A 21,660-nucleotide genomic window follows, 5' to 3' on the forward strand; every position below is an offset into this window, starting at 1 on the left:
TGATCTCGTTTGGCGACTCTCCAGCATGCTCCTTTCTTGACGCAACGAGCCCCCGACGAAGTTTCCCGCTCCCGGCAGGAGCGCGAGCAAGAAAACCTACCAGAAACTGCTCATGTCACGACCTCCAGGCCCTCGTTTCGCCAAATGTGCGATAGTAGATATGTAGATGAAGGAACCGAGCACCTTCCGGAGACTTGACCCTTGGCTTCGCTCATGACGGCCTCCAGCCGAGTAGCCGCATGGCATTGGCGGTCACGAGGACGGTCGCGCCCGTGTCGGCGAGGATCGCGGACCAAAGGCCGGTGATCCCGACGATGGTGGTGACGAGGAACACAGCTTTCAGCCCCAGCGCGATGGCGATGTTCGTCCGGATGTTCCCCATGACGCTCTTCGACAGCGCGATCATGTCCGGGATGTCCTTCACCCGCCCGCGCAGCACGGCGGCATCGGCCGTCTCCAGCGCGACATCGGTCCCGCCGCCCATGGCGATGCCGATGTCGGCTGCCGCCAGAGCCGGCGCGTCGTTGATGCCGTCGCCGATCTTGGCGACCTTGAAGCCCTCCGCCTGAAGCTCGCGGACGATGCGTTGCTTGTCCTGCGGTAGGAGTTCCGCACGCGCCTCGATCTCAAGACCCGCCGCTACGGCTTCGGCCGTGCGCTTGTTGTCGCCGGTCAGCAGGATGGTCCGGATGCCGGAGGCGCGGAGGCTCGCAAGCCCCGCCATCGCGTCGGGCCGGGCTTCGTCGCGCATGGCGAGGTAGCCCGCGATCGAACCGGCGACCACCACGATGGACACCGTTTTGCCCTCGGCGTTCAGCGTCGCGATCGCCTTCTCCTGATCGGTGGAAAGCGCCGTGCGCCGGGAGGCGGCCCGCGGAGCGCCAAGGAACACCCGTTCTCCGCCGATGCTACCCTCGACGCCCTCCCCGGGAACGGCATTCGCGTCGAACGATGGCGGCGTCGGCACCTTGTCCGTCTTCGCCCGATCGAGGATCGCCATGGCCAGCGGGTGGCTCGAGCCCTTCTCGAGGGCCGCTGCCAAGGAAAGAACCTGTTGCGCCGAGCGGCTTCCCGGGATGATGTCGGTGACGACGGGCCTGCCCGCCGTCAGGGTTCCCGTCTTGTCGAACGCAATGGCGGTGATCGTGCCGAGGCTTTCCAAGACCGCGCCGCCCTTCATCATGAGCCCGCGGCGGGCACCGGCGGAAAGGCCAGCGGCGATGGCGGCGGGCGTTGAGATCACCAGCGCACACGGGCAGCCGATCAGCAGGATGGCAAGGCCCTTGTAGATCCATTCGCCCCAGTCGCCACCGAAGGCAAGCGGCGGGACGACGGCGACGAGGGCACCGACGACAAGCACGGCCGGGGTGTAGACCTTCGAGAAGCGGTCGATGAAGCGCTCGGTCGGCGACTTGGACTCCTGGGCTTCCTCCACGAGTTGGACGACGCGGGCGATCGTGTTGTCGGACGCTGCGGCCGTCACTCGCACCCGGAGGACCGAGCCCGCGTTGACCGTGCCGGCGAAGACAGGATCTCCGACAGTTTTCCGCTTCGGGACGCTCTCGCCGGTGACAGGCGCTTCGTCGACCTCGCCGGACCCTTCCATGACGGTACCGTCTGCCGGGACACGATCGCCGGGGCGGACGAGGATGGTCGACCCGACGGCAAGGCTGTCGGCCGGAACCTCCGTCGTCTGGCCGTCCCTCTCCAGGAAAGCCGTCTTCGGCACGAGAGCGGCAAGACCCTGAATGCTCGTTCGGGCGCGCCCCGTCGCGACGCCCTCGAGCATCTCGCCGACGAGGAACAGGAGGGCGACCATCGCGGCCTCCTCCTCGGCGCCGATGAAGACGGCCCCGATCGCGGCGATGCTCATTAGCGTCTCGATCGAGAACGGCGTGCCGAAGCGGGCGGCGGTGATCGCTCGCCAGGTGACCGGTATTAGACCGATCGCGAGCGCGGCGAGGAAAGCGGGACGCTCCAGCGATGGAACGAGGTTGCCGAGGACGTAGGCCGCCAGGAGCGCGACACAGCAGGCGGCCGTCAGCCGAGCCTTCGGCGTCCGCCACCGGGACTGTCGGGAATTCCGTGTGAGGGCGGGCATAATGGGACCGAAGGAGATCACCCATGGCCCGCCGCAAAGAACCCAGCATCCCTGACGCGCTGCTCGACCAGCTTTTGTCGGGCGCCGATCCCAAGAGCGCCTTCAATCCCGGAGGCCTGCTCGACGGGCTGAAGAAGGCGCTCACCGAGCGGGCGCTGAATGCCGAGATGGACCACCATCTTTCCGGCGAGAACGGCGCTGGAAACGGCCGCAACGGCTATGGCAAGAAGACGGTGACGACGGAGAGCGGCAAGTTCGAGCTCGCCGTCCCGCGGGATCGCCAGTCGAGCTTCGATCCGCAGCTCATCGCCAAATACCAGCGCCGCTTCCCAGGCTTCGACGAGAGTGAGGAGGAAAAGAAAGCGATCCAGTGAATCGTTTTCCCGACGAACCGTCTCGATGTATGCCCGCGGCATGAGCAACCGTGAGATTGTCGGGCATCTCCATGATCTTTATGGCGTCGACGTCTCGCCCGACCTGATCTCGGCCGTGACGGATGCCGTTCTGGACGAGGTCGCCGCCTGGCAGGCCCGGCCGCTCGAGCCGGTCTATCCCATTGTCTTCTTTGACGCGATCCGCGTGAAGATCCGAGATGAGGGCTTCGTTCGCAACAAGGCTGTCCATATCGCGCTCGGCGTGCGCGCCGACGGCACCAAGGAGGTTCTCGGCCTCTGGCTGGAGCAGAACGAAGGCGCCAAGTTCTGGCTCAAGGTCATGAACGAGATGAAGAACAGGGGCGTCGAGGATGTCCTCCTGGCAATCGCCGATGGACTGAAGGGCTTTCCCGAGGCCATCACCGCGGTCTTCCCTGAGACGACGGTCCAGACCTGCATCGTCCATCTGCTGCGCCACAGCCTCGACTTCACCTCCTACAAGGACCGCAAGGCCGTCGCGGCCGCGTTGAAGGACATCTACCGAGCCACCGACACCGAGGCGGCCGAAAAGGCCCTGACGGCGTTCGAGGAGGGCGAATGGGGCCGGAAATACAAGGCAATCGGGCAAAGCTGGCGCCGGGTCTGGGCCGAGGTCATCCCGTTCTTCGCCTTCCCCGAGGACGTTCGCAAAATCGTCTACACCACGAATGCCATAGAGGCCCTGAACTCCAAGCTGCGCCGGGCGGTGCGAGCCCGCGGCCACTTTCCGTCCGACGACGCGGCGATGAAGCTGCTCTTTCTCGTCTTGAACCGGGCCGAGAAGGCGTGGAAGATGGCGCCGCGTGAGTGGGCGATGGCCAAGGCACAGTTCGCCATAATCTACGGCGAGCGCTTCACACGGGCCATGGCCTGACAATGTTCAACCGCCCGCCCCACACGGAATTCCCGACAGTCCCCCGCCACCAGGGAAGCCGGGCCTGGCTCGTATTGACCTGCTTGTGGCCCGCATGATCGTCGCTTTTGGCGTAATTGTCCTCGGCGGCCCTGTCCTCCGCCGCTTCAGCACCGTATCCAAGGTTGCGGACCTGCCGGACGACAGACGTCCCGTCGAAGCGATAGACATGGCTGACCCTCACCGTCCCCGCGGATACGGAGACGGCAACGTCCTCCACACCTGGGAGCCGACGGATGGCGGTGTCGACCTTGTTCCCGCAGGCCGCACAGTCCATCCCCGTGACCCGGAAGCGGCTCTCGTTCGTCACGGCACTCATGACGCTCTCCTTGCATCGTTGTCGACGCAGGTCTACGTCCTCTAGTGGCTAGAGGAGCAAGCGGTAAAATGACGAAGGGCGTTTCGATTGGAGAGGCATCGCGCGCGAGCGGGATCAAGGTGCCGACGATCCGGTACTACGAGCAGATCGGACTCCTGCCGACACCGCCCCGGACGGAGGGGAACCGCCGCCTCTATGACGCCGCGGACCTGCGCCGCCTGCGCTTCATCCGTCATGCTCGCGAGCTTGGCTTCGAGATCGAGCCGATCCGCGAGCTCCTCGCTCTGGCCGGGGAGCCAAACCGCCCCTGCGAGAGCGCCGACCGGATCGCGACGGCCCATCTCGCCGACATCGACCACAAGATCGCCCGGCTGACGGCACTCCGGGCGGAGGTCGCGCGGATGGCGAAATGCTCCAACCACTCGGTTGCCGATTGCCGCGTCATCGAGGTCCTCGGCGACCATGGCGAGTGCCTGCATGAAACGCACTGACGATCGCCGCGCAAGACCACTTCAAGCTGACGGTTCTCGCCCCATCGCGCTCGTCCGCATCGGCGACCATTGCTTCCTGAAGCTGGACCATACCGACAACTTTCGTTATCGGCGAACTCTCCCGTAGGCGAAATCGTCTCCGCAATCGGTATTGCGGAAGCTTCGCGCGGGCAGGATTTCAATTTTACTAAAAATTTAGCTTAACCAAAGGGTCCGAATTCAGAGCGTTCCATCAATCAATTATTTCGGTAGATTGTTGGCTTCAGCCTCCAAGAGAATGGAACGCCGTACATGACCGTGCTTGCCATCAGTAACGCGTCTGATTCAGGTCATTCTCAGGCGCATTCGCAAGCAAATGCCCTGATGAGCGGGACCCGGATGGCCGGTCCGGATATCCTGCGCTCTTTGGCAATCCTTCTGGTGATGCTCGTTCATCTGCCGTTGAACGCGACGCCCGGCATACTGGTGGGCGTTCGCGAGTATGGCTGGCTCGGAGTCGATATTTTCTTTGTCCTTAGTGGCTATCTGATTGGAACGCAACTATTCAAAGAGATAGCGCGTAGCGGCACATTTGATTTCAAATCATTTTATCTGCGCCGCGCGTTCCGCATCTTCCCAGCCTTCTTCGTTGTGCTGGCTCTTTATGCCTTGTTCCCGGTGCTGCGCGACAACCCGACGATGCAGCCGCTCTGGAAGTTTGCGACCTTCACCGTAAATCTCGGGTTCGATCCGAGAGAGGGCAACGCCTTTTCCCAGGCGTGGACGCTTGCTGTCGAAGAGCAGTTCTATCTCGTTCTGCCTTTGCTGGTGCTCCTTCTCTATAAGCGCGTCAGTACAGGATGGATTCTAGCCCTCGCGGGAATGCTTACGCTCGGAGGGATCGTGCTGCGTTATGCGATATGGGATGTGCAGATTGGTACCCTCGTCGCAGAAGGTCAGTTCCGCCCCGCATTCGCAACATTCCTTCGCGATGTCTACTATCCAACATACACGCGCCTCGACGGCCTGCTGTTCGGTGTCGTCCTTGCGGCGGCGCGCTTTTTCAAACCCGAGTTTTGCAGACAGTATCTACCGCCGAGGGTAACACTCCCTTCTGGACTGGCTTTCGTGATCGCCGCGTTGATCTGTTTCGTCATAAGGGGGCCCCTCGCAGGACAAGGGATATTCCCGGTGTTTCAAGCACAACTCGGCGCGGTGGCCGGCTTTCCGTTGGTTTCTATCGGCATCGCCCTCTTGTTTTGCGCCATGCTTGATCTTGAGGGCATTCTGAAACGTTGGTCCGTGCCGGGTGCGGCCCTTGTAGCCGCGCTGTCTTACAGCCTCTACCTCACGCACAAGTCCGTCTTTCACGTCATGCGCCTGCTAGTCGGAGAAGAAAACCTGCAAGGTGGCGTAGGCTTTGCCGCTTACCTAGTCGCGAGCTTTGCCGTCGCGGCTGTCCTCTGGTTCTGTGTGGAGCTAACGTTCCTGCGTCTGCGTGATCGACTGTTGTCCCCAACCAAATGATTGGCCGCTTCGCCATTTTGTCGCTGAGAGTCTGATTTTCGCGACAGACCGGTCGCCCCGGAAATCCCCGGCGAACCGCGCGCAAGTCCAGTTCGCGACGGATCCATGGTTTTTCCGACGGTCGTGCCGCGACGGCGACCTTTGCTTGCCCTCGCGCCGACGAGGAGGGCGAAGAGCAACTCCTCGGATGGCCGGGAAAGATGGTGGCGGCGAGGGAGGCCATCCAGAACGTCCCGGCTAAGGCCGGAAGATCAGCCACCTGCGGTGCCGGTCGGCCATGTCGCGTGATGGTCGTCGATCACCAGCGCGTGCCGATGGCGGATCGGCTGGTGGCGATGCGGATGGCAATGTGGCTCCGGGCCTTCCCAGCCTTCGTGATCGTGCCGGTGGTGATCGTCGTGGACGTGTGGGGCGTCGTGCGCGAATGCCTGGTGGACATGCTCGACCTCGACGGGATCGTTCGCGGGCCAGAAACTCAGCGCCGCTGCGACGCCCGTGGCGGCCGCCGCAGCCATGACCAGGAAGGTCGGGCCGAGCCCGATCGTGGCCCCGAGCCACCCGGCGGCCGGATAGGTGACGAGCCAGCAGGCGTGCGAAAGGGCGAACTGCGCGGCGAAGACGGCTGGCCGGCTGTCGGCGTCGGAGGAGCGGCGGAGGAGCAGTCCCCCGGGTGTGCCGATCGCCGAAGCGGCAGCGCCGAGCAAAGCCCAGAGGGCGAGGCTGCTCGTCCATCCAAGGTCGAGGCTGGCGGCGACGAGGAGGCCCGCCATGGCGCTCGCGCCCGTTAGCATGACGGTGCGGGTGGGAACCCTGTCGAGAAGCCGCGAGAGCGCTATGGCGACGGCCATGGACCCGAGGCCGTAGGCGGCGAACAGGAATGCGACGTCGTCGTTGGTACCGCCCAGGTCGGCGCGCACCAGAACGACGGTGTTCACGATTACCATCGACCCGCCCGAAGAGGCCGCGAATGACAGCGCCAGGAGACCCCGCAGGCGCGGTGTCGCGAGGTAGACGCGGATGCCCCTGGTCAGCTTGTCGACGAACCGCCCGCCGGCTGCCGCCTTCGCGACCGGAAGCGCAACCGAGACGACCAATGCCGCGGACGCGAGGAAGCCGAAGACCGTGCCGAGAAACAGCCAGTGGAAGGAGATCACGGTGAGCAAGAGCGCCGCCAGAAGCGGACTGAAGAGCGACTCGAGGTCGTAGGCAAGCCGCGAAAGCGATAGGGCGTCCGTGTACTCGCGCTCGTCGGGCAGGATGTCCGGGATCGTGCCTTGAAAGGTCGGGGTGAACAGGGCCGACATCGACTGGAAGGCGAAGACGAGCGCGTAGACCTGCCAGATCTCGGTGACGAAGGGCAGCACGAGCACGAAGGCCGCCCGGGCGAGATTGAGGCCGACGAGGAGCGTCCGCCGCGGCAGGAAGCCCGTCAGGACCCCGGCGAACTGTGAGACGCCGACATAGGCGATCATCTTGATCGCGAGTGCCGTCCCGAGCACCGCGCCGGCATCGGCGCCGGCAAGCTCGTAGGCGAGCAGCCCAAGCGCCACGGTGGTCAGTCCGGTCCCGATCAACGAGAGGACCTGCGCCGCAAAGAGGTGGCGATAGGTACGGTGGCGCAGGACGGTCAGCATCGTTGTGTTACCTCGACCCCGGCGTTGCGGCTGCCCGGTCGGAAAAAGATGCCGACCGACGGCACGAGACCATCGGTCGGCGGGGATGGGAAGGCCTCGTCAGACCTTCCGCTCGAACGCAGTGTAGGTGCCGCTCGTGCGGACCGTCACGGCGACCGGCGCGTCGCCGCGGTTACGCCAGAACCATCCGTGGTTGCCCGTGAAGGCGGCCTGGATGGTCCCCTCGTCGGAAGAGACCGCACGGCCCTTCTCGTAGGAGACGTTCTGTCCGCCGCCGTCGCCATGCGTGTCGTAGTTGACGGCGCCGCCTTCCGAGACGACCCAGGCGAACGAGGCGATCTCGCCTTCCTGCATGGTCAGCTTGATCTCCGCGCCCTCCCCGGGGGCGAGCGTGATGGTCATTTCGTCCTGACGCATCTCCTGCGCGACAGCGGCCGAGACGAAGAGACTGCCGATCGCGCCGAAGATGCTGGACTGCCGCTCCGGAGCGGGCGGTGCCGGTGGTGCGGGAGGGGCCAGCGGGGCGACGGGCGGCGGCACCACGCCGACGGCGGCAGGCGGAAGCGGCGCCGCGTTGGCACCGGTCGCCGGGGCAGCACGGGCGGCCGCGTCCATGGCGGCGTCGGCCTCGGCTTCGGCTGCGAGCTGCATCTTGATCTCGCCCATCTCGGTGAGGTTCAGGGCCGATCCGACCCCGGTGGGGTCGATGCCGTATTCGGCGGGGAGCACAACCGCGACCAGGATCGCAGTCGCGGAGACCGCCGCGATGACGGTCGAGCGCACCAGCTTCCGCGTCGTGGGAAGCTCGGCGCGGGTGGGCATGTCGGTATTGTACATGTGTCGGTATCCTGGAATTGAGAGGCCGTCAGGCGACGAGATAGCCAGCGACCTGGTAGCCGAAGAGCACGAAGCCGGCGGCCATCATGACGACGTTGGCGGTGTAGGCGTGGCGGAAGAAGCTGGGGGTCCTGCGCCAGAAGCCCATGACGATGAGGATCGCGCCGAGGGCGAGGAGCTGGCCGATCTCGACGCCGACATTGAAGGCGAGGAGATTCGGAACCAGGCCGTCCGGCGAGATGTCGTATTCCAGGATCTTGGTTGACAGACCGAAGCCATGGAAGAAGCCGAAGATCAGGGTCGCGGCCTTCGTGTTCGGCTGGAAGCCGAACCACCGCTGGAACGCCCCCATGTAGTCGAGCGCCTTGTAGACGACCGACAGGCCGATGATCGCGTCGATGATGTAGCTGTTGATCCCGACGTTGAAATAGACGCCGAGGAGCATCGTCGTGGAGTGACCGATCGCGAAGAGGGTCACGTAGATGCCGATGTCCTTCATCCGGTAGAGGAAGAAGATCACGCCGAGCAGGAACAGGATGTGGTCGTAGCCCGTCGCCATGTGTTTGGCGCCGAGATACATGAAGGCGATGAGATTCACCCCCGTGATCTCCTGGATGTAGCCCTGGTCGCCGGCGGCGACGCCGTGCGCGAGGGCTGTCGTGCCCCATGCCATCGCCAGGAGAAGGGCGAGCAGAGGGGTGCGAAGCATCGTCCGGATCGCGTAGCGCGACCGGTGGCGACCTTCGACGGAAGGGTCCTGCATGTCTGGTTCCGATTGTCCGAAAGGTGCCATGCCGTCGCAGCGACGGCGTCTGATCACGCCGTATCGGACGGTCTCGGGGGTCGTTCCAGAGCGGAAGGCTCGCCGCCCACGCCCTGGTCCTGGCGGGACAGAGCATGCTGCGCGGCACCGGGCGGCAGGGGCGCATCGAACCGGAGCAATGTCCCGGGCTTGTCGTGGGAATGGTCGAACGGGTTGTGCCTGTGCTCGTGATCGCCGTGCCCCATCGGATCAGGCAGGGGTTCGTCGTCGTGCGAATGACCGTGATCATCGAGCGCGGCATGCTGCGCGAAGATCGGGTCGTGCGAGGTCGACGGACCCTGAGGCGACGTGAACATGGCGAAAGCGACTGCCAGGGCGATCACCAGATGTCCGAAAAGGGTTCGGCTGAGCTTCGGCATGCGGTCGGCGGTTGGTTCCCTCGTGCGGATGCCGCGATCCTGATCCCCGATCCCGGCGCGAAACTTGTCGGCGTGGAAGATGGCGCAGTCATGGTGGCGAAAGGAATCACCTTCGCATCCGAGCGGACCAACGCAGCGGCGACTTAACTTCAAGGGCCGCTCCGGCTGAACGCGTGCATAGAGATCGCGATCTCTTCACGAGGCCCCGGCCGAAGCATCGCCTCCAATGATCCACTCGTGGAAGCTCGGTGTAGCCGCCGACCCGATGAGGGGCTGCGGCCTGGTCTCCACGTCGTGCTCTTCCCTGAAGGCGTCGGTCTGCTCGCGGGTTTCCAGATGTTGATCGTCGACCCTGCAGCCCTGGGCCTCGATCAGCCAACTCGACTTGATGCCATAGGGGCAGACATGCCCGGACATCAGCATCCGGTAGAGGGCGGCGGTGCCTTGCGGCGTGGGAGCGGACTGGTTCATGCAAGCTCTCCCGGCTGTCGTCCGCCATCGCTCATCGGGGCCCGGAAGCGTCTGAGCCGCAGCGCGTTGCCGAGGACGAAGACGCTGGACATCGCCATCGCGCTGGCGGCGAGCACCGGCGACAGCAGCAGACCGAAAGCGGGATAGAGCACGCCGGCAGCGACCGGGATCAGGGCCGTGTTATAGGCGAAGGCCCAGAAGAGGTTCTGCCGGATGTTGCGGATCGTCGCCTGCGACAGCGCGACCGCATTGGGAACACCCCCTGAGGCTGCCCGACATCAGCACGACGTCTGCCGCCTCGATGGCGATGTCGGTCCCCGTTCCGATGGCGATGCCGACATCGGCTTCGGCCAGCGCCGGCGCATCGTTGATGCCGTCGCCGACGAAGGCGAGCCGGCCGTGCCGGCGCTTCAGGTCCCTGACCGCGGCCACCTTGCCGTCCGGCAGGACCTCGGCCACCACCTCGTCGATGCCCAGCCGCCGCCCGATCGCATCGGCGGTCCGGCGGTTGTCGCCGGTGATCACCACCACCGTCAGGCCGAGATCGTGCAGCGCGGCGATCGCCGTCGGCGTGGTTGCCTTGATCGGGTCGGCGACGGCGATTATCGCGGCCAGCCGCCCGTCGATAGCGGCATAAAGCGGCGACTTCCCCTCCCCGCCCAGGCGCTCGGCGACGGGGGACTGTCAGGAATTCCGTGTGAGGGCGGGCATAATGGGACCGAAGGAGATCACCCATGGCCCGCCGCAAAGAACCCAGCATCCCTGACGCGCTGCTCGACCAGCTTTTGTCGGGCGCCGATCCCAAGACCGCCTTTGATCCCGGTGGCTTGCTCGATGGGCTGAAGAAGGCGCTCGCCGAACGGGCGCTGAATGCCGAGATGGATCATCATCTTGCCGGCGAGAACGGCGCTGGAAACGGCTGCAATGGCTACGGCAAGAAGACAGTGACGAGCGACAGCGGCAAATTCGAGCTTGCCGTCCCGCGGGATCGCCAGTCGAGCTTCGACCCGCAGCTCATCGCCAAATACCAGCGCCGTTTTCCAGGCTTCGACGAGAAGGTCGTCTCGATGTACGCCCGCATGAGCAACCGTGAGATTGTCGGGCATCTCCATGATCTTTATGGCGTCGACGTCTCGCCAGACCTGATCTCGGCCGTGACGGATGCCGTTCTGGACGAGGTCACCGCCTGTCAGGCCCGGCCGCTCGAGCCGGTCTATCCCGTTGTCTTCTTTGATGCCCTCAGGGTGAAGATCCGAGACGAAGGGTTTGTCCGCAACAAGGCTGTCCACATCGCCCTCGGGGTTCGGGCCGACGGCACCAAGGAGGTTCTCGGCCTCTGGCTGGAGCAGAACGAAGGCGCTAAGTTCTGGCTCAAGGTCATGAACGAGATGAAGAACCGGGGCGTCGAGGATGTGCTGCTCGCCCCTTCGACGCCGCCTGCGGCGTCGCTCAGGACAGGCTTGTCGATGGCCTGAAGGGCTTTCCCGAGGCCATCACCGCGGTCTTTCCTGAGACGACGGTCCAGACCTGCATCGTACATCTGCTGCGCCACAGCCTCGACTTCACCTCCTACAAGGACCGCAAGGCTGTTGCGGCCGCGGTGAAGGAAATCTACCGGGCCACCGACGCCGGCGCGGCCGAGAAGGCGTTGGCAGCCTTCGAGGAGGGCGAATGGGGCCGGAAATACAAAGCCATCGGCCAGAGCTGGCGTCGGGCCTGGGCCGAGGTCGTCCCGTTCTTCGCCTTCCCCGAGGAAGTTCGCAAAATCGTCTACACGACAAACGCTATCGAAGCACTGAACTCCAAGCTTCGCCGGGCCGTCCGCGCCCGCGGCCACTTTCCGAGCGACGACGCCGCAATGAAGCTGCTCTTCCTGGTCTTGAACCGGGCCGAGAAGGAGTGGAAGATGGCGCCACGTGAGTGGGCGATGGCCAAAGCGCAGTTCGCCATTCTCTACGGCGAGCGCTTCACACGGGCCATGGCGTGACAATGTTCAAAAGCCCGCCCACACACGGAATTCCCGACAGTCCCCTCCTCCTGACTGCCGATCGGGCGTCGAACGGCTACCGCAACTATTCCGTCGAAGACGTCTACCGGCTCCGCTTCGTCCAGCGATCCCGCAGCCTCGGATTCTCGGTCAAAGAGTGCAGGCAACTGCTTTCTCTCCACACGGACCGCGGCCGCGCCAGCGCGGATGTGAAGGCGATCGCAACCGAGAAGCTCGGAGAGATAGACCGCAAGATCGCCGAACTGACCGGTCTCCGACAGATGCTCGGACACCTGGTGGGGAGCTGCCATGGCGACGTCCACCCGGATTGCCCGATCATCGACGGCCTGTCGGGATTGGCTCGCGACCATTAGGCTACGACCGAAGCGAGCGGACGAGGATGCGCGCTCGCGTCGGGGATGCCGACCTTTTCCAGCGCCCGACGAGCGTAGGACCGAGGCATATTCCATCGCGTCGTCTTGTCCCGGACTTTCGTGACCTGCGAGCCCGGAGATCGGACGCGGAGGCGGTCGATTCTCAGCCCCCCGACACCCGTCAGAACTTCAGGAAGAGCCCGAAATGGAAACGCTGCACGCTGCCCCATGGCGTGCGGTGCTCGTAGTTCACCGACTTGACCAACTGATAACCCGCGCCCAACCGCTCGGACAACAAGGCCGCATCGTAGCGAGCAACCGGCAAACCGCTGCACGATGTCGGGCCGTCCGGCGCGAACGTTCCAATGATCGCGTGTCCACCGAGTAGCAAGGCCCCATCCATGACCCGTAGATAGTCGTCTTGATCAACGGTCTCGGTCAGGAAATGAAAGGCCGCCCGATCATGCCAGATCCCGAAGCGCTGGTTCGGCTTCCAGTCGAGCACATTCTCCACGACCCAGTCGACGGGCGCTTCCCCGGGTAGCCGCGCACGAGTCCTCGCCAGCGCGGTTTCCGACAGGTCGAGCACGGTGATCCGGCGGTATCCCCGTTCCAGAAGGCAATCCACGAGCCGGGATGAACCCGCGCCCACATCGACGATAGCCGCATCCTTTTCTGCCCCTGTCGCGCCGATCAGGTCGAGCGAGACCCGTGGGCGGTCCTCGAACCAGCTCGTCTCGGCCTCTTCCTTGACCCGATAGACGCCTTCCCAGCGGTTCGGAATTTCTTCCATCGTCAGCCCCTCACAACTCGATCCGTCGCAGCCGCAAGGCGTTGGTGATGACCGAAACGGACGACAGGCTCATCGCAGCCGCTGCGATCATAGGCGAGAGCAAAAGGCCGGTAACCGGATAAAGCAGACCTGCCGCGATGGGCACGCCAAGGGCGTTGTAGGCGAAGGCGAAGAACAGGTTCTGCTTGATGTTGCGCAAGGTGGCGCGGGCGAGCTTTCGTGCCCGTACGATGCCCATCAGGTCGCCGCCCAGCAGGGTTATCCCTGCGCTCTCCATAGCCACGTCGGCTCCGGTGCCCATGGCGATCCCGACATCGGCTGCCGCCAACGCGGGCGCGTCGTTGACGCCGTCGCCCGCCATCGCGATCTTGTGGCCGTCCCGGCGCAACCGGTCGATCAGATCCTTCTTGGCCTCGGGCAAGATTCCGGCGCGCACCTCGTCGATGCCGAGCCTGCCTGCCACCGCCTGCGCCGTGCGTTCGTTGTCGCCTGTAGCCATGATGACGCGAAGCCCCTGCGCGTGCAGTTCCCTGATCGCCTGCGCCGTCGAATCCTTGATCGGGTCGGCCACGGCCACGATACCGGCCAGCGCGCCATCGACGGAAATGAACATCGCCGTCTTGCCTTCGGCGCGAAGGGCATCGGCACTGGTCTCGGCCTGCGCGGTCTCCAGCCCCATGTCACGCATCATCGCTCCATTGCCGAGCGCCACCGCACGTCCGTCGACCCAGCCGCGCACGCCTTTGCCGGTGACCGCTTCGAAGTCCGCGGCCTCCCGACGCGGGCCACGGTGCGCTTCCGCTCCCTCGACGATGGCCTCTGCCAGCGGGTGTTCCGAGCCGCGCTCGAGAGCCGCGGCCAGCGACAACAGGTCGGTATCAGTGACGTTCCCAAGTGCCACGATATCCGTAAGCTTCGGCTTTCCCATCGTCAGTGTGCCGGTCTTGTCCACGATCAGGGTGTCGACAGCCGCCATGCGCTCGAGCGCTTCGGCGTCCTTGATCAGCACGCCCGCCTGTGCCCCCCGCCCCGCCGCCGTGGTGATCGATATCGGCGTCGCCAGTCCCAGGGCACAGGGACAGGCGATGATCAGGACGGACACAGACGAGGCGATGGCGAAGACCAGCGCCGGTTCCGGGCCGACCGCAAGCCAGACGAAGAAGGCGACGATCGCGATCGCCACCACGGTCGGCACGAACACCGCCGAGACTCGGTCGGCCAAACCCTGGATCGGGGCGCGTGATCGACGGGCGTTCGACACCATCGCCACGATCTGCGCCAGTACCGTGTCGGACCCGACCTTGCCGGCCTCGATCACCAACGAGCCGTTCTTGTTGATCGTGGCCCCCGTCACATCGTCACCGGGACCTTTTTCCACCGGCATCGACTCGCCGGTCAGCATGCTCTCGTCGAGAGACGACCGGCCCTCGATCACCGTCCCGTCCACCGGCACGGCGTCGCCCGGGCGCACGCGCAGCCGGTCGCCTTCCATGATATTGTCCAGCGGCGCATCGTACTCCGATCCGTCCGGCAGGATGCGCCGTGCGGTCTTCGGCGCCAGATCAAGAAGCGCCCGGATCGCGTCGCCGGTTCTTTCGCGTGCGCGCAGCTCGAGAACCTGGCCGACGAAGACCAGCGCCACGATCACCACCGCTGCCTCGAAATAGGTACCGACGCCGTGGCCCATCCGGTACTGCTCGGGAAACACGCCCGGCATGAAGGTCGCAACCAGGGAATAGAGGTAGGCAGCCCCCACCCCCAGGCTGATCAACGTCCACATGTTCGGCGACCGGTTCGCCACCGAATCCCAGCCGCGCCGGAAGAACGGCAGTGCCGCCCAGAGGATGATCGGCGTCGCCAACACGAACTCCAGATTGCTGGCCGTCTGGTGGCCGATCCATTCGCGAACCGGCAGGGCCACCAGTTCGCCCATCGTCAGGATGATGAGCGGCACTGCCGCCGCCGCCGAGATCCACATTCGGCGAGTGAAGTCGGTCAGCTCCTCGCTCGGCTCGTCCGAGGGCAGCATCGGCTCGAGCGCCATGCCGCAGATCGGGCAGGCACCGGGCGCATCTCGCACGATCTCCGGGTGCATTGGGCAGGTGTACTGGACGTTGGCCGGAGCAGCCTTCTTCTGTCCAGTGGCGCGGCCCGAAGCATAGAACCATGGATCCGCCTTGAACTTCGTCTGGCATTTCTCCGAGCAGAAATGGAAGGTCACCCCCTGGAATTCGGCGTGACGCCCGTCCGGCTTGACCGCGACCGTCATCCCGCAGACCGGATCCGTCGCCGCCTCGGTTCCCGCCGGGATATCGGACGCCGCGTGGTGATGATCGTGGTTCATTGCCAGCCAACCTTTCACTGTGTCGCTTCAGCTTGAGGCTTCCAGCGACTGGATGCTCAAGTCTTTTTCAATGCTGTTCGTGAGCGACTTCCCTGACCGGGTTGCGTGCCAGGGAAATTCCCACGAACAGGAACACCAGCGCCATGCCGACGATGCCGGTCACGACGATCAGCGGATCGGACTGCCACTTCATCCCGGTGAAGGCGGCCAGCACCGACGCATCGAGGACGACGGCCGTCAGCAGCACCCAACCCTTCGCGCCGATGTCCTCCCTCAGATGCCGGAAAACACCGAAGTGGATGATCATGTCCATCACCAGATAGAAGAATGCCCCGAGCGAGGCGATGCGACTGAGGTCGAAGAACACCGTGAGAAATGCTGCGATCACGACGGTGTAGACGAGCGTGTGGTCCTTGATCCTGCCCGGCATCCCGAAATGGCTGTGGGGGATCATCTTCATGTCGCTCAGCATCGCCAGCATCCGCGAGACCGCGAAAACGCTGGCGACCAGGCCCGACGCCGTGGCCACCAGCGCGAGCGCCACCGTCAGGTAGAAGCCGGTCTGACCGAGAGCGGGCTGGGCTGCCTCGGCCAGCGCGTAGTCCTTCGCCGCCACGATGCGGTCGAGCGGCAGGCTGGAGCCGACCGCGAAGGCGACCAGCAGATAGACGACGACGCAGACGGCGATGGACCAGACGATGGCGCGGCCTACGTTGCGGTGCGGCTCGGTGATCTCGGCGCCGCTGTTGGTGATGGTCGTGAAGCCTTTGAAGGCGAGGATCGACAGCGCTACAGACGCCACGAAACCACCTACTCCCAACTCTCCGCCCGTGGCTTCGAACGAGATGCCGCTTGCCCAGAGACCAGCCGCCCCGAACGACGCGATGCCACCCACCTTGAGCACCGCCATGACGATGGACCAAAGCCCGACCGAACGGGTGCCAGAAGCGTTCAGGAGATACGCGAAAAAGATCAACCCGACGCCGAGAATCGGCACGAGGACGCTGTCCGGCTCGCCGCCGAACGCCTGAAGCGCGTATGTTCCGAACGTACGCGCGACGAGACTCTCGCTGATGACCATCGACAGCGCCATCAGCAGTGCGGCGCCCGCAGCGACCGTCCTCGGGCCGTAGGCCTTCTTGAGAATCATCCCAATGCCGCCCGCGGATGGAAACGCGTTCGACATCTTGACATAGGTATAGGCGCTAAAGGTCGTGACCACCGCACCCGCGATGAACGAGAGCGGAAAGAGCGGCCCCGCAAGCTCGGCGATCTGGCCCGTCAGCGCGAAGATGCCTGCGCCGATCATCACGCCGGTGCCCATGGCCACCGCGCCCGGCAAGGTGATGCTGTTCTTCACGTAATCGGTCGTCATCGGCTCTTCCTCGGGCTTTCGTCGCATCGCCGATCAGAGAAACGCCTCCCCTTCAAGCCGAGGCCAAGCACCGCCCTTCTGTTCAGGCAAGGGCTCTGCCGCCGTCTCGCCCCAAAGTGCGATGACCAAGGGGACGATGCCCGCTGACGCATCGGCCAGGCCGAGACGAGGCAGGAGACCGGACCAGCGAAGCATCATACATCTGCTTCGTCTACGGCTCGGGCTCCCAGAAGATGGCGCCGGGTCAGCCAGATCACGAGCGGCGGAATGACGAACCATTGCAGGAGCGGACTCAGCCCGGTGCCCAAGGGCGGCACGAGCGGCATCAGGTCCGAATAGGTCCAGCGCAGGCTTACATTCGTATAGTAGTACTCGAACCCTACGGTCAGGACGATACCGACAGCGAGGAAGATCGCGACTGGAAACCGAGTTGGCCGCAGGATCCAGTCCCGGCGGCGCGCCGCCAGGCAGGCAACCCAGAATGCCGTCAGCGCGAACCCGACATCGCCAAACGTTGCCGACATGCAGAGCTTGATAGCCTCCCAGTGGGGCATCTCGGCCATGCCGGCATATGTCGGAACCTGAACGAACTCCCATACGAAATGCAGGACGAACGAAAAGTAGGCGACGGGCAGTTCGGGTGCATCCCAAAGGCGAGCAGGGCGCGGGCAGTGTCCAGAAGAAGCATCGCGTGCGGCTTTCTGGCTATCGAGTCCCATCAGATCGCGTCCATCGCCTTCGCGAGGAGATTTCGGACATCTGCCGCAACGGCCGTCAGTTCGGCGTTCTCGATCCCCTGCATCGATATCACGGGATCGATGGCACTAACCTCCACTCCACCCACCACTTCACGCAGGATGACGTTGCACGGGAGCATCGCGCCAACGCGTGGCTCGATTCCGATCGCCTGATGCGCCATCTTGGGATTGCAGGCACCGAGGATGCGGTAGGCCGGCATCTCGACATCGAGCTTCTTCTTCATAGTCGCCTTGACGTCGATCTCGGTCAGAACGCCAAATCCATGTTCAGCCAAGGCCTCGCGGGTGCGGCTCTCGATGGCGTCGATATCCGCATCTGGAATCGTTCGGTTGATCGTATAGGTCATTGTCAGTGTCTCCCTTTGTTTCTGATGAATGATGTTCACGTAAGTCCCACCATCGCATCCGAGTGAACGGCGCGGCTCCAAACCGGAGAATCGCCCGTCATTGTTGTCGGGCAAGGGTCGAAGTAGTTGTCAGCTTCGCTACTGATCATCACACCTCACGCGGCCTGGATCGACATGTCCTGGATCACTCTAATCGGCGTGCCGTCGGGAACGCGCTCGTACAGATCGATGACGTCCTGGTTGAGCAGGCGAATGCAGCCCGAGGAGACAGCCTTGCCGATCGACGAGGCCTCTGGCGTGCCGTGCAGGCGATAGAGCGTGTCCCGTCCATCCTGGAAGATGTAGAGGGCCCGCGCGCCAAGAGGATTCTCGAGACCCGGTTCCATGCCGCCATTGGCGATGGAATACGGCTCTAGTTCCGGCTGCCGTGCGACCATCTCGTTCGGCGGCGTCCATCGCGGCCACTCGCGCTTGTACTGCACCTTTGCGCGGCCAGACCAGGCAAAACCCTCCCGCCCGACGCCGATGCCGTAGCGAACGGCAGATCCTCCGGGAATGGTGAAGTAAAGGTACTTGGCGGGAGTATCGACCACTAGGGTCCCGGGAGCCTCGCCCGTCGGATTGTCGACCACCGTCCTCGGCGACGGTTTCCTCGGCCTCGACCGGCTCGGCGAGATCGTTCGCGAGCGGCGGGCTACCGCATGAAACGAAAGCCCCCGGCTCATCCCCGGGGGCTTTCTATTATATGATAATTGCGGTTTCCCGAAGTATCCCATAATAGCCGCCGCCCTCACCGCCCTCCGGACTGGTCCACCCGCTGGCCGAGGATCTCGTCGAGCGCCCGTCGCTCGGCCTCGAGCTTCGCCTGTTCGATATAAGCCCGCTCCCAATCCTCGAGCTGCCTCGGCGGGATCGGCGGCGGCGTCCTCCTGGCGAGGATCTCGGCGAGAGTGACGGGCCGAAAATCCCAGCAATCGACCCCGACATCGACCGCGCCGGCGACGTGGCGATTGCCGTGGACGTGGCCATAGAGATGGATCGCATCCCGGAAATAGGCCGGCCACTCCGCGAGGGGGTAATGGCAGAGGACGACGCGCCGACCGTCCACGGCGATCTCATGGAGGTCGTGGACCGATTCCCACCCCCACTCAGCGACCGAGGCCTTGTCGTGGTTGCCGCGGATCAGGCTTTTGCGACCGTTCAGCGCGTCCCAGATCCCGCGGGCGTCCGCCACGGGCATCTTGTACGCGAAATCCCCGAGGTGCCAAATCTCGTCGCGGGGGCCGACGGCGGCGTTCCACCTGGCGATCATTTCGCGGTTCATCTCGTCGACGGTCGCGAACGGCCGGCCGCACATCCGGATGACGGACGCATGGCCGAAGTGGGTGTCGGCGGTGAAGAAGGTTCTGGTCATCGGCCGGACTCCTTGCTGTCGTCGCGCATCGCCTCGATCGTCTTCAGGAGGATGTGGACGGCGAGTTCCTGCCCGGCCGAGCGGCCGAGAGGCTCTCCACGCCGCGTCCAGTACTGAACCGTCGACACCGGCAGAGTGACCTCCACGGTCTCTTGGTCGCCGCCAGGGGCCAAGGCTTCGACGTAGACGCCGACCGCCTCTTCCGCGACTTCGACCGGCAGGCGCCGCTGCTGGACCGCAAGCCGGCAAAGGCGCCCGTAGACGCCGGCGTCGGGTTCGATCGTCAGTTCATGCTTCATGATGTGGGCCTCCTTCGCCCGGTTTCTCAGATGATTCCTCGTTCCCGTCCGAACTGCTCGAGCACACTCCTCGACAACACGCGTCTCTCGACCGCCAGCCGGGCAAGCTCGACGATGGAGCCCCGGTGCCGCACGACGAGCATCAGTGCGTCGCCGTAGATCCGGCGAATGCGGCCCTCGACGGAAACGCGATCGTGCCCGCCAGGCGTCAGATAGCCGCCGAGTCCGAACGCGGATTCGACACGCCCGAGAATCGTCGACGCATGTTCGAGGTCGGCGAACGCACCCGCCGACGGCTCGCCCAGGATGGCGTCTTCCGCCGCCCGGCCCGCGAGCATCGGGAGGACCCGCGCTTCCAGATCGCCGAGCCGGCCCTCGCCATCGCGAGACCCCAGACCGCGGACATGTCCCGACATCCCGCCGCCGGAGACGAGGGACAAGGCGTCCGGCACATGTCCGCCGACGAGAAATGCGACGACATGGCCCGCTTCGTGCACCGCCGTCCTCCACACGATCTCTCGCGACCGCGTCTCCGCCGGCAACGCCGCCGCCATGACGTCGGAACCGGTCATCGCCCTCTTCCCGCGCCGGGCCGCTCGCTTGGCTTCCCTCGTCATCCTCGCGACGTCTGCGCCAGAGATCGTGCCGGCCAGCGCGGTGGCGATCGGTTCGAGGTCAGTCGGCGACACGTCCGGGGCATGGTGGGCAAGGATGCGCAGGAGCGCCGGCTCGTCAGGCAACGAGATCTCGAATCGTCGGTCGAGCCGGCCGCTCCGGACGAGCGCCGGGTCCAGCTTGTCGGCGTGATTGCAGGCGCCGATCGTCACGATGCCCTCAATGCGGCTGATGCCGTCGAGACACTCGAGAAGGCAGGTGACGATCGCCGTCCACCAGCCATCGTCGCGCTCGTCGGTGCCGCGGCCCCGGATCGCGTCGATCTCGTCGATGAAGAGGATGCAGGGGGCGTTCTGCTCCGCGGCGGCGAAGATCGTCCGGATAGACCGCACGACGTCGCCCATGTGCCCCGTCCCGGCGGACTGCCATTGGGCATAGCTGGTGGCGATCAGCGGCAGGCCGGTCGTCGCCGCGGCGGCCCTGGCGAACAGGGTCTTGCCGGTTCCGGGCGGGCCGACGAGAAGGCAGCCTTGGTCGACGTCCTGCCAGCCAATTTCGCCGACGCGGAAGGCCGCGATATCGAGCGCGAGGTCGCTGGCCCACGATGCGGCGGCCCCGTATCCGGCCAGGTCATCGAGAACAGGAGAAGCCGGGCGCTGCACTTCGATCTGCGCGATCGCTCGCTTCATCTTCTCGTCGACGACGCGCTTCGCCGGCTCGGGCTCGGGCTTCTGCTTCTCCTTCTTCGGCTGCTCCGTCCAGTAGTTTTCGCTGGCACGGTCCAGATCGGACTTCTCCTCTCCCTCGCCCTTGGCCGGCGACTTCTCGGCCACGTCGTGCCGCCGAATGACGTCGAGAATCTCGACGATCTCGCCCGGCGTCGCGGCTTGATAGAATGCCGTCGACAGATGGTGAGACGGGATCGACACGACGTCGCGATCCGCGGACCAGCGAGCGCCGCTTCCAGGCCACCTGTCCCGGATCAGGGCGTCGACATGCTCCGCGGTGATCCGGCCGGCGTCGATCTCGACGAGTGCCAGGCGCTTGTAGACTTCAGGAATCTCGTCGTCGGGCTTCGCGGTCAGCACGACATGACAGTGCCCCAAGAAGGCGAGGACGGAGTCGAGCAATTCAGGGCTGCCATCGCGACGGACGACGCGCAGCTCTTCGCGAGATCCGAGCAGCAGACGAGTGAGATTCGACGTCGCCTCGCGCCATTCTGCAGGCGCCCGGGCGATGACGATGGCGTGGCGCTTCCGGTCCGCGACGACGGAACGAAGCTTTGCGATCTCGCCGGCGTTGGCGGCGTCGATCAGCCAGGCCGAGGGCGGGAAGGCCGAGCGGTAGTCGGGGGTGTCGTCTTCGGCGTCGTCGGCGAAATCGATGCCGTCGACGATGGGCGCGATGCGGCGGTTGCCGACGATGCGCGTGATGCGATGCGTCATGGGGGAAGCCTCCAGATTCGACGGTCAAAGGCCTCTTCGCCA

Annotated in this window: 17 protein-coding genes and 5 pseudogenes; 6 read left to right on the forward strand and 16 right to left on the reverse strand. The window is 64.8% G+C overall.

The window, feature by feature from the left end:
- Positions 1-211: 211 nt before the first annotated feature.
- A pseudogene (locus ATO4_RS20830) lies at positions 212-2,020 on the reverse strand (heavy metal translocating P-type ATPase); the annotation flags it as partial.
- A gap of 104 nt (positions 2,021-2,124) precedes the next feature.
- Between ATO4_RS20830 and ATO4_RS20835 the strand changes: the two are divergent.
- A pseudogene (locus tag ATO4_RS20835) lies at positions 2,125-3,388 on the forward strand (IS256 family transposase).
- On the opposite strand, the gene ATO4_RS20840 reads toward ATO4_RS20835, so the two are convergent.
- Entirely contained in the window at positions 3,369-3,746 is a 378-nt protein-coding gene (locus tag ATO4_RS20840) for a heavy metal-associated domain-containing protein (protein ID WP_083593706.1), read from the reverse strand. The pseudogene ATO4_RS20835 and the gene ATO4_RS20840 sit on opposite strands and share 20 nt — an antisense overlap.
- A gap of 68 nt (positions 3,747-3,814) precedes the next feature.
- On the opposite strand from ATO4_RS20840, the gene ATO4_RS20845 reads away from it, so the two are divergent.
- Together ATO4_RS20845 and ATO4_RS20850 are read left to right on the forward strand one after the other, a co-directional pair.
- Complete coding sequence (locus tag ATO4_RS20845; protein ID WP_083593707.1) at positions 3,815-4,237, forward strand: helix-turn-helix domain-containing protein; 423 nt, start codon at positions 3,815-3,817, stop codon at positions 4,235-4,237.
- A gap of 291 nt (positions 4,238-4,528) precedes the next feature.
- Positions 4,529-5,743: an acyltransferase gene (locus tag ATO4_RS20850; protein ID WP_083593708.1), complete on the forward strand. Its 1,215-nt coding sequence runs from the start codon at positions 4,529-4,531 to the stop codon at positions 5,741-5,743.
- Positions 5,744-5,994: 251 nt separating this feature from the next.
- Here the strand turns inward: ATO4_RS20850 and ATO4_RS20855 are convergent, their stop codons facing one another.
- The 3 genes from ATO4_RS20855 to ATO4_RS20865 all read right to left on the reverse strand — a co-directional run bounded on the left by ATO4_RS20855 (position 5,995) and on the right by ATO4_RS20865 (position 8,977).
- A complete protein-coding gene (locus ATO4_RS20855) occupies positions 5,995-7,377 on the reverse strand; it encodes an MFS transporter (RefSeq protein ID WP_083593709.1) in 1,383 nt (460 codons plus the stop codon).
- 99 nt (positions 7,378-7,476) lie between these two features.
- Positions 7,477-8,199: a hypothetical protein gene (locus ATO4_RS20860; RefSeq protein WP_348626477.1), complete on the reverse strand. Its 723-nt coding sequence runs from the start codon at positions 8,197-8,199 to the stop codon at positions 7,477-7,479.
- A gap of 43 nt (positions 8,200-8,242) precedes the next feature.
- A complete protein-coding gene (locus ATO4_RS20865) occupies positions 8,243-8,977 on the reverse strand; it encodes a HupE/UreJ family protein (RefSeq protein ID WP_083593711.1) in 735 nt (244 codons plus the stop codon).
- A gap of 134 nt (positions 8,978-9,111) precedes the next feature.
- Here ATO4_RS20865 and ATO4_RS20870 point away from each other — a divergent pair, with 134 nt between their 5' ends.
- A complete protein-coding gene (locus tag ATO4_RS20870) occupies positions 9,112-9,543 on the forward strand; it encodes a hypothetical protein (protein WP_139802593.1) in 432 nt (143 codons plus the stop codon).
- A gap of 48 nt (positions 9,544-9,591) precedes the next feature.
- Here the strand turns inward: ATO4_RS20870 and ATO4_RS20875 are convergent, their stop codons facing one another.
- Both ATO4_RS20875 and ATO4_RS20880 read right to left on the reverse strand, forming a co-directional pair.
- Positions 9,592-9,867, reverse strand: a complete 276-nt coding sequence (locus ATO4_RS20875) for a hypothetical protein (protein WP_083593713.1) — start codon at positions 9,865-9,867, stop codon at positions 9,592-9,594.
- Positions 9,864-10,539 (reverse strand): annotated as a pseudogene (locus tag ATO4_RS20880) (HAD-IC family P-type ATPase); the annotation flags it as partial. The pseudogene ATO4_RS20880 and the gene ATO4_RS20875, both read right to left, overlap by 4 nt.
- Positions 10,540-10,601: 62 nt before the next feature.
- On the opposite strand from ATO4_RS20880, the pseudogene ATO4_RS20885 reads away from it, so the two are divergent.
- Positions 10,602-11,854: pseudogene (locus ATO4_RS20885) on the forward strand (IS256 family transposase).
- Between the two features lie 2 nt (positions 11,855-11,856).
- On the forward strand, positions 11,857-12,228 hold the full coding sequence (locus tag ATO4_RS20890) for a MerR family DNA-binding protein (protein WP_083593714.1): 372 nt from the start codon (positions 11,857-11,859) through the stop codon (positions 12,226-12,228).
- Positions 12,229-12,409: 181 nt separating this feature from the next.
- On the opposite strand, the gene ATO4_RS20895 is transcribed toward ATO4_RS20890, so the two are convergent.
- The 9 genes and pseudogenes from ATO4_RS20895 to ATO4_RS20935 all read right to left on the reverse strand — a co-directional run bounded on the left by ATO4_RS20895 (position 12,410) and on the right by ATO4_RS20935 (position 21,618).
- Complete coding sequence (locus tag ATO4_RS20895; protein ID WP_083593715.1) at positions 12,410-13,021, reverse strand: class I SAM-dependent methyltransferase; 612 nt, start codon at positions 13,019-13,021, stop codon at positions 12,410-12,412.
- 10 nt (positions 13,022-13,031) lie between these two features.
- Positions 13,032-15,365: a heavy metal translocating P-type ATPase gene (locus ATO4_RS20900; RefSeq protein ID WP_083593716.1), complete on the reverse strand. Its 2,334-nt coding sequence runs from the start codon at positions 15,363-15,365 to the stop codon at positions 13,032-13,034.
- 67 nt (positions 15,366-15,432) lie between these two features.
- Positions 15,433-16,740: an APC family permease gene (locus ATO4_RS20905; RefSeq protein ID WP_083593717.1), complete on the reverse strand. Its 1,308-nt coding sequence runs from the start codon at positions 16,738-16,740 to the stop codon at positions 15,433-15,435.
- Positions 16,741-16,934: 194 nt separating this feature from the next.
- Positions 16,935-17,459, reverse strand: a complete 525-nt coding sequence (locus ATO4_RS20910; RefSeq protein WP_245308865.1) for a hypothetical protein — start codon at positions 17,457-17,459, stop codon at positions 16,935-16,937.
- Positions 17,459-17,845: a DUF302 domain-containing protein gene (locus ATO4_RS20915; RefSeq protein WP_083593719.1), complete on the reverse strand. Its 387-nt coding sequence runs from the start codon at positions 17,843-17,845 to the stop codon at positions 17,459-17,461. The genes ATO4_RS20910 and ATO4_RS20915 overlap by 1 nt, the downstream gene beginning before the upstream one ends.
- 155 nt (positions 17,846-18,000) lie before the next feature.
- Positions 18,001-18,483, reverse strand: a pseudogene (locus ATO4_RS20920) (L,D-transpeptidase); the annotation flags it as partial.
- Positions 18,484-18,635: 152 nt separating this feature from the next.
- Positions 18,636-19,259, reverse strand: coding sequence for a metallophosphoesterase (locus tag ATO4_RS20925; protein ID WP_139802594.1), 624 nt, complete (start codon positions 19,257-19,259; stop codon positions 18,636-18,638).
- Positions 19,256-19,558, reverse strand: a complete 303-nt coding sequence (locus tag ATO4_RS20930) for a hypothetical protein (protein ID WP_083593721.1) — start codon at positions 19,556-19,558, stop codon at positions 19,256-19,258. The genes ATO4_RS20925 and ATO4_RS20930 overlap by 4 nt, the downstream gene beginning before the upstream one ends.
- Positions 19,559-19,584: 26 nt before the next feature.
- Positions 19,585-21,618, reverse strand: coding sequence for an AAA family ATPase (locus ATO4_RS20935; protein ID WP_083593722.1), 2,034 nt, complete (start codon positions 21,616-21,618; stop codon positions 19,585-19,587).
- Between the last annotated feature and the right edge of the window lie 42 nt (positions 21,619-21,660).

It is taken from the genome of Aurantimonas sp. 22II-16-19i (assembly GCF_002088275.1).
In the GTDB taxonomy this organism is placed as follows: domain Bacteria; phylum Pseudomonadota; class Alphaproteobacteria; order Rhizobiales; family Rhizobiaceae; genus Jiella.